The organism is Arthrobacter sp. SIMBA_036 (genome assembly GCF_046535135.1).
GTDB lineage: Bacteria > Actinomycetota > Actinomycetes > Actinomycetales > Micrococcaceae > Arthrobacter.
Genome location: NZ_JAWRXG010000002.1, coordinates 114,000 through 126,453 on the forward strand (window position 1 = coordinate 114,000; position 12,454 = coordinate 126,453).

General features: G+C 62.7%; 9 protein-coding genes. 3 read left to right on the forward strand and 6 right to left on the reverse strand.

What is annotated here, in order from left to right; all coding sequences use genetic code 11:
* Nucleotides 1-300: 300 nt before the first annotated feature.
* The 3 genes from SB659_RS03255 to SB659_RS03265 are packed head-to-tail and all read left to right on the forward strand — an operon-like array spanning nucleotide 301 to nucleotide 2,499.
* Nucleotides 301-825 carry an RNA polymerase sigma factor gene (locus tag SB659_RS03255; protein ID WP_410549466.1) on the forward strand — a complete coding sequence of 175 codons (525 nt, stop codon included), beginning with the start codon at nucleotides 301-303 and terminating at the stop codon, nucleotides 823-825.
* Complete coding sequence (locus tag SB659_RS03260; protein ID WP_410549467.1) at nucleotides 822-2,024, forward strand: LysM peptidoglycan-binding domain-containing protein; 1,203 nt, start codon at nucleotides 822-824, stop codon at nucleotides 2,022-2,024. Before SB659_RS03255 ends, SB659_RS03260 begins: the two co-directional genes overlap by 4 nt.
* 13 nt (nucleotides 2,025-2,037) lie before the next feature.
* Nucleotides 2,038-2,499 (forward strand): MepB family protein, encoded by a 462-nt coding sequence (locus SB659_RS03265; protein WP_410549468.1) that lies wholly within the window; start codon nucleotides 2,038-2,040, stop codon nucleotides 2,497-2,499.
* A 61-nt stretch (nucleotides 2,500-2,560) separates the two neighbouring features.
* Here the strand turns inward: SB659_RS03265 and SB659_RS03270 are convergent, their stop codons facing one another.
* The 6 genes from SB659_RS03270 to glmU form a co-directional block, all read right to left on the reverse strand.
* Nucleotides 2,561-5,362 carry a helix-turn-helix transcriptional regulator gene (locus tag SB659_RS03270; RefSeq protein WP_410549469.1) on the reverse strand — a complete coding sequence of 934 codons (2,802 nt, stop codon included), beginning with the start codon at nucleotides 5,360-5,362 and terminating at the stop codon, nucleotides 2,561-2,563.
* Nucleotides 5,363-5,403: 41 nt separating this feature from the next.
* A complete protein-coding gene (locus SB659_RS03275) occupies nucleotides 5,404-8,136 on the reverse strand; it encodes a LuxR C-terminal-related transcriptional regulator (RefSeq protein ID WP_410549470.1) in 2,733 nt (910 codons plus the stop codon).
* Nucleotides 8,137-8,308: 172 nt separating this feature from the next.
* Nucleotides 8,309-8,893, reverse strand: a complete 585-nt coding sequence (gene pth, locus SB659_RS03280; RefSeq protein ID WP_410549471.1) for an aminoacyl-tRNA hydrolase — start codon at nucleotides 8,891-8,893, stop codon at nucleotides 8,309-8,311.
* Nucleotides 8,894-9,016: 123 nt separating this feature from the next.
* On the reverse strand, nucleotides 9,017-9,592 hold the full coding sequence (locus SB659_RS03285) for a 50S ribosomal protein L25/general stress protein Ctc (protein ID WP_284977697.1): 576 nt from the start codon (nucleotides 9,590-9,592) through the stop codon (nucleotides 9,017-9,019).
* A 332-nt stretch (nucleotides 9,593-9,924) separates the two neighbouring features.
* On the reverse strand, nucleotides 9,925-10,905 hold the full coding sequence (locus tag SB659_RS03290) for a ribose-phosphate diphosphokinase (RefSeq protein WP_011774071.1): 981 nt from the start codon (nucleotides 10,903-10,905) through the stop codon (nucleotides 9,925-9,927).
* A complete protein-coding gene (gene glmU, locus SB659_RS03295) occupies nucleotides 10,902-12,401 on the reverse strand; it encodes a bifunctional UDP-N-acetylglucosamine diphosphorylase/glucosamine-1-phosphate N-acetyltransferase GlmU (RefSeq protein ID WP_284977696.1) in 1,500 nt (499 codons plus the stop codon). The genes SB659_RS03290 and glmU overlap by 4 nt, the downstream gene beginning before the upstream one ends.
* Nucleotides 12,402-12,454: the final 53 nt, after the last annotated feature.

Consider the following 12,454-nt stretch of genomic DNA (forward strand, 5'->3'; position numbering starts at 1 on the left):
GTGGCTTAGCGGGCCCTGCAAAGCGCCGGATTGAGGATCCCCTGCCGGACGAGGTCCGCTCAGACAGTGGCGGGCCGTTCGACGTGGTAGGGGTCCCAGGCGAGCTCCCAGAAGGCCCCGATTCCGTGATCCTTGATGTAGCGGCACTCGGCCTCATGGAATCGTCAATTTACAGAACGTCCGGGTGCGGGATCCTGATGGCCCGGAAAAGTTCCTCGATCCGCCAAATTAGTTTTCGCCGTTACAAAGTTTTTCTCGGATTCTCGTTACAGTTTGTTGGCTGCCGGACATTAACAGGGCATGAGCATGCAAATGACGGGGGAACGTGTGGACCTTGAGAGGGAAAACCGGTTCCTGGCCGCTCACGCGTCAGCCCACGACGGTATCTACCGCTATCTCCGCCGCCGAACGGAGGGGGCCGCGACCGCGGAGGACCTGTGCGCCGAAGTTTTCAGGATCGCGTGGGAGAAGTCCGGCCGCGGTGACGACCTCTCCATAGTTGTCCTTTTCGGCGTGGCCAGGAACGTTCTCCGAAACCACGAAAGGTCTGTTTCCCGGTCTGCCGGGCTCATCGGAGCGTTGCGTATGGAACGCAGCCATGAAACTCCTTCCGACGAATCCGCCGTCCTGGAGGCCATCGAGAACCTGGCTCCCAAAGAGCGGGAGGTTTTACTGCTGACGTACTGGGACGGACTGACCGCCGTCGAAGTGGCACAACTCCTCACCACATCAGCGACTGCCGTACGAATGCGCCTGCACCGGGCACGCAAGGAACTTGGCCGCCTACTTCAGAATCAGTCAATGACAGAAGGAGCCACAGAATGAGTCCCGACCGATCTGTCGCCGAGCAGCTTTCAGCCGCCGATCCTGCCCTCACCATAAGCGAGGACGAACTGATTCGCAGCCGCCAGCGGTCCCTGTCGTTCCTAAACCCCGAGGTCACGTATCTGACCGTCGGGGGGCCCGTCCACAACTTCCACCGCTCACCCGCCAAACGTCACTGGCGCTCTTTCGCCGCTGCCGGGCTTGTGGCCGCTGCAGTCGCCTCCTGCATAGTCATCGGCTCGGACTTAGTCGAACATCCGGAGAACATGGCGGCAAGCCCGCCCACCAGCGCAAACACGCTGGCAGCACCCTTCAACGCAGGGAAGTCTTCCCTACCGGGCCGGACGGTAACCGATTCGTTTGGGAACGTCGATTACTACACCACCGTCTCCGGAGAAACGTCAGCCGAAGTGACGGCAGCTTTCCACCTCACCGAGAAAGAACTCGCCGAATTCAATGGACTACAGCCCGGGGCCCCGTTGGCGCCAGGCATGAAGCTCCGACTGATCCCCGCTCCAGGTCCGATCAAGGGCGCAAAAGGGACGGCTAACGTCGACGGGAACGGCATCCCCACCAGTTACACCATTGAACCTGACGATACCCTCGACGGGATCACATACCGCTTCGGAATTACCGCCGAGCAACTGGCCGAAGCAAACAAAGTCCCGTACGTGTACACAAAGGGAACCACCTACTTTGTCCGTGCAGGGAACCATATCCAACTACAGAAAAATCCCGTCGACAGTACATCCGGTACCGGAACAGCGGTCAACAATTCGTTCGGCCGGACCATCTTCTACACCACGGTCGCCGGCGATTCATTCGACAGCATCGGTTACAAATTCAGGAGTACGACCGCGCAGCTGCTGCAGTACAACCCGTCCCTGGCCGCGGACCGGCCCATCCCAGTTGGAACCAAGGTCAACCTGATACCCGGACAGCTGAAGATCGACGGCGCCCAAGGCACCTTCACCGCAGACACCGACGGGATCCCCCAGACCTACACCACCGCGCCCGGAGACACCGAAGCCCAGATCACCTTCCGGTTCGGCCTATCAGACGAGGCAAATCTCGAATGGGCGAACCACCCCCTCACAGGAACAGACCGCGTCTGGTACGCCTTCACAGACATGCGCACCGGGGAATTGGCCCCGGGCCAGACCATCAGCCTCAACGTAACCAAACCCCTCCACAAGTAAGGGCAGTTTGAGGGTGAATTTCCACGCATTCGAGCGCTTCATCGCCCTTGCGCCCGCTCCTGCCGATGCACACCCTGTCATCCAGGTTGAAGAACAGAACAGCGACTACGAATCTGGGGTCGCGCGCATCGGGAAGGAGCAGTGGCGAATCCGCACCGCCCGAATCACACCGACAAAGCCTGGCGCCTTCGTCGCTGTCTGGAAGCGTGACGAAGGCGGATCAACCAGGCCCTTCACGGCTGACGAATCGATGTCTGGACTGCTCGTCTTCGTACAGGAGCACGAAAGGTTCGGGGTGTTCCAATTCACCACGGCGCACCTGCTCTCACTCGGATACGTCAGCTCCGACCTGATTCCCGGCAAACGCGGATTCCGCGTCTATCCGGCGTGGTGCACCGACCTTAATCCTCAAGCGTCACGCACTCAGCGCGCGCAGGGCGCTGCATTCGACGAACTTTTCCAGGCACGCGAGTAGCTGAACAGGATCGCGACGTCCGAAAATGACGAGTGCAGCAGACTTCCAAACACCAACGCTGTCACTCGTGGACTGCAGCTCCGAGGTCTTCCCGGCGGCGGATGCCCAGCTTGGCATAGCTGCGGTACAAGTGGCCCTCGACGGTACGCACCGAAACCATGAGCTTCTGGGCGATCTGCCGGTCCGTCAGGCCAGCAACGGCCAGGGCAATGATGTCCCGTTCACGCCGCGTCAACGGCACCGTTCGGTCGACGTCGGAATGGGCGTTTGGAAGCAGAGCAGTACCCAGGTTAGCCTCGCTGACATCGCGCAGCACCGCTGCTTGGCGTGCCTCCGGGCGTTTGCCTTCGGCGTCGAACGTCACGGCCGCCTTTTCGAAGGCAAGGGCAGCGGGCCCGGGCATTCCTGCGGCCGCGAGCTCGTTCCCTGCGCTGACGAATCCTTGGCCCGCCCCTGACAGATGCGCATCCGCCAAGGAGCGCCAGCCTGCTACCCATGCGCCCTCGACAGTTCGCGCGGTTTCCCGGACCGACTCCATGGCAGCCTGGTCCCCCAATTCGACACGAAGGACAACGTTCTGGAATTTCACTCCCGGCAGCCGGTCCAACCGTCCGGAACTCTCCAGTTCCTGCAGTTGCCGCAGTCCGGAAGTCCCTTCCGCGCCGCGCCTCGAGGATACCCCGCTTTGGGACGGCGCGCGGTCGTCGGAGTACATGGAGCTTGCCGACTTGGCACGGTGCTCCAAATGCGCCTGGCCCGCGATCCGAAAAAGCCCGGCTAGTGCCTCGACATAGGCGCTCCCGCCAGTCGTGAATTCCCGAGTGGGTCCTTCACCTGCGAGTCGTTCAGCGACGGCGGTGTCCCCGGAAGCGGCAGCCGCATAGAACGCAAGAGCGTCTCCAAAGCCGCCGAGCCGGAGCGGGTCAGCGACGCGAAGAGCCTCCACAGCTGGCGTCAATACCTTGCTGGCTTGCTCCACGCGGCCCTGCCGCAGGAGGGAAAGACCGGTGAGCGCATGCGTGCCGCCACCGAAAACAACTGGTCCCGCTACTGAGCCGGGCGCAAAGTCTGCCATGGCCGCCTCCGCGGAGTCCCAGTCCCCCGATTCCAGTGCGGCAAGGGCATACCGGATCAGGACAAAGTCACCGAGGAACAGGACGTCATCCTGGCGTTCCTCTACCATGGACAAAGCCTCCCGTCCGGCTTCCTGCGCAGCCACGGGCCGGCCCTGCGCTATCAAGGCTTCACAGCGCATGGCCAGCAGGAAAAGCCCCTCCGCCCCGCGGTCGGTTGACTCCGTTTCGGCGTTGCCTTGGAACGTCTCCAGGCTGGCCGCGAGGTCCTCAAACCTGCCTTCACGGGCAAGCTCGGCCAACTCGAGCGCCTCGATGCACTTCCGGAGGCGCCGCACGACGGGATCCGACTCTGCCCGTCCGGCTACGAGGTTGCCCACGGTAGCCCGTGCGTCGGCCAGTATGTCCTTCGAGGCATGGCCCAAAGCTGCCCTGGATGCCGCCCAGAGGAGGCAAACATCCAAGAGCCCGGCGTGTAAGCCCACCCCCACAGCATCAGCAGCAGCGCCGTCGACGTCGTCCGCAGCGTCGCCCTGGAGGAAACCGCAGTCCGCCCCCAGCACGTCAACGGCACTGCGGTAATCACCGTCGTTGTAATGGACCATGGCCATCACTGCGCGTGCGCGGGGCTGAAGGGCCTCCGAGCGGACTTGGCGCGCGGCCGCCAGTGCCAACGGATTCTCCAGCCGTTTGGCAGCGTGGAAGGCTGCTTGGAGCAGCGTATCGTCGTCGACGTCGGCACCACAGTCCAACGCCCAGCTCACCCTACGGAGCAATCCTTCCATAGGGAGTTCCCCGGCAAGGTCTGGGGCCAGGCGTTCGCGGATGTGAAGGCTCCGCGGCGGCGAGATGAAGTGTCGGAGGGCCTCGCCGTACAGCGGATGCCAGATGCGGAGGGGCCCGCCGGCGCCGTCCGTGGCAAGCACGAGTCGGTTCTCCGTCAGGGAACGGATGGTGTCCTTGCCCACGTATGGTTCCAGCATCCCTGCGGGTACGGGCTCGGCGAGGGCAATCGCGAACATTGCGTCACGTTCGGACTGGCTGGCGCGTAATACCAGGTTGCGGGCTGCCTCCGCGAGCAACTCACCGCCTCCCGTAAGTGGCCGGGCCAGGAGCCAGACACCGTTGCGGCGCACCAACTGACCCTCAGCGCGCGAGTCAGCCAACAGGCACTGGAGCAACAGAGGATTGCCCTCAGAGACGGCATGGAGCACGTCTACGACGCTGGCCATGACCGTTCCGCCGAGCTTCTTGGCAGCCAACTCCGCCACGCCGTCTTTGTCCAACGGGCGGAGCTCCAAGCGCTCAGCCAATCCGTCGTACCACAGCTGCACCAAGGCCGCGGGCAAGCCGGGCCTGGGCCGGCTGGTGGCGACCAGCCGGGCCCACCCGGCAGTCACAAGCTCTGCAACGATCTGTGTACTGTGGTCGTCCAGCTCATGGGCATCGTCTATCACCAGGACCAGGCGCGATCCAGCTTCCCCCCGGCGCTTTTCGAACTGGGACCAAAACTCGCGGAGGATCGAGACTGGCGAAGTCGCCTGCCCAACGGGCAGGTCCTCGAGGTACGGCGCTAGTACGCCGTAAGGTACCCCGGACAGCGCAGGACTTCCGTGGATTTGCATCACCACCATGTCCGGCTCCAGGCGCGCGGCTATCTCAGCAGCCATGGCTGACTTGCCGACGCCGGACTCGCCCAGCAGGAGAACGGCAGTGGCACCGTCCTGCCGCAATATGTCAAGGGCCAGCCCCAGCTCCCCGTCCCTGCCAACAAGGTACTCAGCCCGCATGGGCGCCCAGGCACGTGAGAATTGAAACTACTCCGTAGGCCTCATAACAGCTCTTGGAGTTCGCCGCGGGATGTAACGCCGAGCTTGGTAAACACTTGGTATAGGTGACCCTCCACCGTCCGCACTGATACCCCAATATCCATGGCGATTTCACGGTTGCTGACACCTTTCCCTGCGAGTTTGGCAATCTGGCGTTCACGCTCGGTCAGAACAGGAGCGTCGCTGCGTGGATGGATCGGCAGCGCGGAGACCAAATGTTCCAGCCGCTCAAGCCTCAACTGTGCCGTCCGGGCTGTGGTACTTTCGCCGGCGTCGCGGGCATAGTCCAGAGCCATAGCGACGCATCGTGCCTCTACCACCAACAGGTCCATGCTGGCCGCGGCATTTGCCGCAGCAAGCAACGCATTGGCGTTCTTGTGGAGGGCTCCCCGGGCCAAATCTCCTGAAATTCGAGCCAGTGGACCCTGCCTGCGCGCAGCAATGTCTTCAAGCAGGCGATATTCGTCGTCGCTTCCTTCTACCGTGGCGCCGAACAGACAGATGCCTGCCGGCGTCAAGCGCTGATTGTCGACGTCGTCATGGACCCTCATGAGAAGCCGCTGCTTGACGTCGGGGTCACCCATCCAACGTCCGGCCATCTCAGCGCAAAACTCCGCTATGGATTCGGCGATGTAAGTGCCCACACCACGGGATGTCCTATAGAGGTCGAGGTAGCGGCCTGCTTCTGCGGAGTTCCCTATTTGGGCATAGGCGAACGCAGTGGCCGCGTAAGCGACTTTGATCAGGTTCATGCTGGGCCGAAGTTCCAGATGGGCAACCGCGGAGCGAAGGGGCTCGATGGCGCTGGCCGGCTTCCCGGCATACGTGAAGGCAAGCCCCCGGCCCAGTTCGGGCAGGGCGCCACGGTACTGCAAGCGTGCCGGGTGGGAAGGAGTCCGGCTCAGGAGCCCCACGCATTTGCGCCATTGGCCGGACATCAGCAACGTCAGGAAAAGCGGTAATACAAAAGCCTCTTCAAGCTGCGGCGACCGGGCCATGCCTTCCACATGGCGGGACATTGTGCGTGCAAGCTCTTGCGCCTCCAACTCCCGGCCCAAGATGCATCGCGCTTCCATCAGGTAGAAGCACGCCCTCATCCAATAGTCATAGTCCTCGCCAGGCCCGTTCGCGAACTCGTCTTCCAAGGACTCCACCACGGACGCATAATCGCCAATGAAGGTCCTGTACTCGTAGCGACTCAGCTGTAGCCGGTGACGGGCCTTGGCGATGTTTGTCGCTGGATGGCCCTCCGACCGGTTCTCCAGGACAGCGACCGCTTGGTCGAGAACGTCCGGAATCGTGCCACAGCGGCCGTCTATCCAGAGCATGGCCTGGCATTGTGCCGCAACAAGGTGGGCAAACTCCAGTGGGTCCAGCGCCGCAGCCCTGTCCGGGGGCACCTCGTCCAACGTCCGGGCTGCGTGCAGCGGCAGATCCAACATCAAGTAAGCGGCCGCTTTGACACGTTGGCCCGGCACCCACTCGTCGTCCTTGGGATCCAGTGACTCGATGGACGTGATGGCGAAGGCGGGGTCGAAGGCGTCCAGTGCCGCGCGTCCGGCAGCCAGTGCGTAGGCGGCCGAGGGAGCAGTATCATCCTCACAGGCTTGGATCCACCTGGCGTAGGCCAGGACATCCTGCGAAGCCAGACCCTCCAGGCTAGGTTCCTTGGGTCCGAGGAGCATTAACCGCAACTCGCGACGACGACGGGTGCTCAGCCATCCGCCGACGACTTCCCCGATAAAGGAGTCCCTGAGACAGACCCAGTGCTCGGCGCAGCGATCAACAGTGAGTAGGCCAGCGTCCTCCATTTCCACCACGACCTCGGTACCTACGATGGCGGCCAACTCAACGAGCCTGACCCGCTTCGCGCAGGACAAGAGCTCGACGACGGTTCGATGGGCTTGGGATTCCCGGGCCAACTTTGACCGAACGAAATCCTCCACCACCGGAGCACCGACGAGCTTGATCTGCTCCCGCAACGTCCACACCGAATCGTTGAGCACCAGGTTGCCGGAATGCCGCTGCTCCTCAAGGAGGGCATGCAGCAACATCGGGTTTCCACCCACGGCCGAGTGCAGCGAACCAACCAGCGTTGCGGAAACATAATGGCCTAAAACCGAACCGAGTACCTGTTTGGTCTGCTCTTCGCTCAGCATTTCGAGGTGGACTTCGCCCAACTGTCCTTCCAGGACCAAGCGGTGGAAGTCGGGAGGAAGATCACTGGCATGTTGGACCGTGGCGATCACTTTGGCGGTGCCTGTTGCCATAAGGTTCAACAGCACTCCCGCGCTCATGGGGTCCATGCCCCCGGCACTATCCACGATCACCACCGTGTCCCGGCCCGCGGCTTCAGATTGAATCAGCCTCGTGATGCCGTGGAGGATGCCCGTAGGGGTGGCCACCGCGTCGGAAGGCAGGCGGGCCAACAAGAAACCCAAGCACCCGTACGGTGTTTCCGAACCAGCTACCGTGTTCCGTAGTTGAAGGCTCTGGACCTTAGGGCCAAGCGAGGACACCAGTGCCCTGGCCAATCCAGATTTACCGATGCCACGTTGCCCGGTCAGGACCACTCCATAGGAGCCCGGTGATTCAAGCTGCATGGCGGCCTTGGATAAATCGCGGCTCCTGGCCAAGAGGGACCACGTTTGCCGGTCTGCCGCGCTGCCAACGAGATCCGGAGCCGCAGCACTAGCTGCGCCTCGCCCACCGCTGCTTAGCAACTCCGCCGACATCTGCATCCTTAGCTACACATCCGCGGTGGTCCCCTGCCTCGTACCGCGTACCATGCACACTACCGTTGGGCGCCGACACTGTGTAGGGCTTGAACTGCTCCGAACTGTCAGGCTTTGATCAGGCTTCCCTCAAGATTGGCTCAAGGTTCGGCGTCGCTACAGCCCGCGTCGCTCACGTTTTGGCGGGGTGGTGCTTCTGTTGTGCAGCCAGAAGGCCTTCGGCCATGAGAAGCTCCACCGCATCGGCGGCCTCATCCACGAGGAAGGGCAACTCCTTCTTTTCCGTCGTGGCAAAATCGCGCAGGACATAATCGGCGGTCTCCATCCGGCCCGGCGGGCGCCCCACCCCAACCCGGACCCGGAGGTAATCCTTGGTTGCGAGTGCTTTGGAGATGTCGCGCAGCCCGTTGTGGCCGCCCTCGCCCCCACCGAGTTTTAACTTCACTGTGTTAAAAGCTATGTCGATTTCGTCATGAACAGCAATGACATGATCGGGAGCAATGTCGAAGAACTGGGCCAAGCCGGACACTGGTCCGCCTGAAGTGTTCATGTACGTCATGGGCTTGGCCAACACCACGCGCGGGCCGCCAATGCCCAGCCGCCCCTCCACTACCTGGGCGCGGGACTTGTGAACCTTGAATTTCCCGCCCATGCGGGAGGCCAACTCGTCCAACACCATCTGGCCCACGTTGTGCCTGTTGTTGCTGTACTCTGCGCCGGGATTGCCAAGGCCGACAATCAGCCACGTCTCTGTCATGGTTTCATCCTAGGAAATGGTCTGGTCATCGTCAGGCGGGCATCGCCGGGCCGGGCAAAGCAAGTGGCCGGGACCCAAAGGTACCCGGCCACTCAACGGCATGCGACTCAAGCAGTTAAACGACTACTCTGCAGCTGCTTCGCCGGACTCTTCTTCTTCCGAACCTGCAGCTTCAGCGATGCGGACCACGAGGGTGTCGCCTTCGGTGAGCAACGTGGAACCCTTGGGAAGGTCGAGGTCTGCGGCGTGGATGTTCTGGCCGGCCTTGAGGCCCTCAATGCTGACCTCGACGGCGGTGGGAACGTGGGTTGCCTCGGACTCGAGGGAAACCGTGGTTGCTTCGAGGCTGGCAACAGCACCGGGAGCAACTTCGCCGCTCACGTGGATGGCGATGTCAACCGTAACCTTTTCGCCGGCCTGGACGGTCTGCAGGTCAACGTGCTCGATGATCTGCTTTACGGGATCGCGCTGGATGTCCTTGACGAGCGTGAGGTGCTGCTGGCCGTCGACGTCGATCGCCAAGAGGGCGTTGGAGACGCGGACTGCCAGCGTGGTGGCGCGGCCCGGCAGGTTGATGTGGATGGGCTCTGCACCGTGGCCGTAGATGACAGCCGGGATCTGGCCGGCCATGCGTGCACGGCGGGCAAAACCCTTGCCGAATTCGGTGCGCAGTTCTGCGGTGAGCTTCTGCTCAGACATGAGTACTCCTTGATTACTGTGGCGTCCGGAATGTTCCGGACTGGTCTATCAGCAAGGGCGGAGGTCTGGAGACCTTCTACGCCCGGCCGAGACCAGCTGCAGTGCAGCCGTTCCGCCTGTGTTGAAGGAGGTGCAGACCCAGTCGATAACGGAGACCCGCAACCCAGGTCCACTAACGCGAACCGGATGTGCTCTCCCTCGCCAAGGTATCCCCGAGAGTTTATCAGTGGACCGCCTGATTACTGAAAACGGACAAACGAAACGGGCCAGCCGCACACCCGAAGGCGGCGACTGACCCGTCCTGCTTCAGCGGTTGTTTCAGTACGCCAAGGCTACGCTTTGCCGTCGAACAGGCTGGTGACCGAACCGTCGTCGAACACTTCGCGGATGGCGCGGGCAATCAGCGGCGCGATGGACAACACCGTCAGGGACGGGAAACGCTTCTCGGCCGGGATGGGCAACGTGTTGGTGACGACGACTTCGCGGGCACCGGAATCAGCCAGGCGCTGGGCTGCGGGATCGGAGAACACGGCGTGCGTGCAGGCGATGATGACGTCCTTGGCACCGGCGTTCTTCAACACCTGGACGGCGCCGGAGATGGTTCCACCGGTGTCGATCATGTCATCGATCAGCACGCATGTCCGGCCTTCAACCTGGCCAACAACGGTCTTGGAGACGGCCTGGTTGGGGACCGTGAGGTCACGGCTCTTGTGGACGAACGCCAGCGGGGCACCGCCCAAGCGCTCGGCCCACTGCTCTGCGACGCGGACGCGGCCGGTGTCAGGGGAAACAACGGTGATGTTGTCCGCTTCGACCTTGGTGCGAATGTAATCGGCAAGCAACGGAATCGCCATCAGGTGGTCCACCGGGCCATCGAAGAAGCCCTGGATCTGCGAGGTGTGCAGGTCCACGGACATGATGCGGTCCGCGCCGGCCGTCTTGTAGAGGTCAGCCACGAGGCGGGCCGAGATGGGCTCGCGGCCACGGCCCTTCTTGTCCTGGCGGGAGTACGGGTAGAACGGCGAAACAACAGTGATCCTCTTGGCAGAGGCGCGCTTCAGGGAGTCGATCATGATCAACTGCTCCATGAGCCAGTTGTTCAGTGGAGCCGGGTGGGCCTGGATGACGAAGGCATCGGTGCCTCGAACGCTCTCGGCCGAACGGACGTAAATTTCCCCATTGGCGAAGTCATAAGCGTCGATAGGAAGGAGTTCCGTCTCCAGCTCCTTCGCGATTTCCTGCGCCAGTTCCGGATGCGCCCGTCCGGCGGCGAGAATCAGTTTCTTCTCGCCGTGTGCGGTAATTTCGCTCATGCCTGTGTGCCCTCTTCTGTTGTTGCCGGAGATTCTGGGGAAGTGGAGGCGGAGGCGGTTGCCTGCGCATTCTGTGCCAAGTCGGCCGACGCCGTGCCCGGTCGGTTGGCGATGACCCAACCCTCTGCGTTGCGCTGCGAGGCGACGCTCAAGGCCAGGGCGCCGGCGGGGACGTCCTTCCGGATGATGGCTCCGGCCCCGCTGTAGGCACCATCGCCAACTGTCACGGGGGCAACGAATACCGTGTTGGATCCGGTACGGACCCCCGAGCCGATGACCGTACGGTGCTTCTTCTCGCCGTCGTAATTTGCCGTGATGTTCCCGCAGCCGATGTTGGTGTCCTCGCCGATCTCGGCGTCGCCGGCGTAGCCAAGGTGGGAAAGCTTGGAGCCACGGCCGATCGTCACGTTCTTGGTCTCATAGAACGCACCGATCTTGCCCGTCTCCCCCAGCACCGTTCCGGGGCGGAGGTATGTGAACGGTCCAACGCTTGCCTTGGCACCAATCGTCGAACCGGAGCCGTGCGTGCGGGTCACCTTGGCGCCCTCGCCCACCTTGACATCGGTCAGCGTGGTATCGGGGCCGACGACGGCGTCGCGCGCCACCGTGGTGGTGCCGTGAAGTTGCGTGTTGGGCAACAGCCGGACGTCCTCGTCCAGTGTGACGGTGGAGTCGATCCACGTGGTGGAAGGGTCCACCACGGTGACGCCCGCCCGCATCCAGGACTCGACGATGCGGCGATTGTGCTCCGCACCAAGGGCCGAGAGCTGAATGCGATCGTTGGCGCCCTCAACCTGCCAGCGGTCTTCGGTCACGACGGCGGCAACCCGGCCGCCGGCGTCGCGCGCCAGGCCCAAGACGTCAGTCAAGTACATCTCGCCTTGGGCATTATCGGTGGTCACTTTGGCCAACGCAGTCCGGAGCACTGCGGCGTCGAAAGCGTAAATTCCGGAGTTGATCTCACGGATGCTGCGCTCAGCGTCGCTTGCATCCTTGTGCTCCCGGATGCCTGTCACTGTTCCGTCCTCGGCGCGGAGGATGCGGCCATAACCCGTGGCGTCATCCAGGACAGCGGTGAGGACGGTAACAGCGTTGCCTTCGTCCTCGTGCGCGGCCACGAGCTCGCCGAGAAGTTCGCCAGTGAGAAGGGGGACATCGCCATAGGTCACTACCACGGTGCCGGTGACATCGGCTTGGGCGTCAAGGGCGCTGAGGGCAACTTCCACCGCGCGTCCGGTGCCGGGAACCTCGTCTTGGTCAACAATCAGGGCATCCGCGTCCAAAGCTGCGACATGCTCGGCCACGCGGTCCCGCTCATGGCGGACCACCAGGGCAAGCTTCCGCGGTTCGATGGATCGGGCCGCCAAGAGCGCGTGCCCGACCATGGAGCGGCCGCCGATTTCGTGGAGAATTTTGGGAGTCCGCGACTTCATGCGGGTTCCTGCACCTGCGGCCAAGACGATAACCGCTGCGGGACCGGTGGTTTCGGGGCTCACGTACTGGCTCTCCTTGCTCGGTATGTCCCGGGTGACCCGGCTTCGGAATGCCA

Bases quoted from the DNA above. Each gene is read 5' to 3' on its own strand.
- SB659_RS03255 (WP_410549466.1), top strand. From the start codon at position 301: ATGAGCATGCAAATGACGGGGGAACGTGTGGACCTTGAGAGGGAAAAC.
- SB659_RS03260 (WP_410549467.1), top strand. From the start codon at position 822: ATGAGTCCCGACCGATCTGTCGCCGAGCAGCTTTCAGCCGCCGATCCT.
- SB659_RS03270 (WP_410549469.1), bottom strand. From the start codon at position 5,362: ATGCGGGCTGAGTACCTTGTTGGCAGGGACGGGGAGCTGGGGCTGGCC.
- SB659_RS03275 (WP_410549470.1), bottom strand. From the start codon at position 8,136: ATGTCGGCGGAGTTGCTAAGCAGCGGTGGGCGAGGCGCAGCTAGTGCT.
- pth (WP_410549471.1), bottom strand. From the start codon at position 8,893: ATGACAGAGACGTGGCTGATTGTCGGCCTTGGCAATCCCGGCGCAGAG.
- SB659_RS03285 (WP_284977697.1), bottom strand. From the start codon at position 9,592: ATGTCTGAGCAGAAGCTCACCGCAGAACTGCGCACCGAATTCGGCAAG.
- SB659_RS03290 (WP_011774071.1), bottom strand. From the start codon at position 10,905: ATGAGCGAAATTACCGCACACGGCGAGAAGAAACTGATTCTCGCCGCC.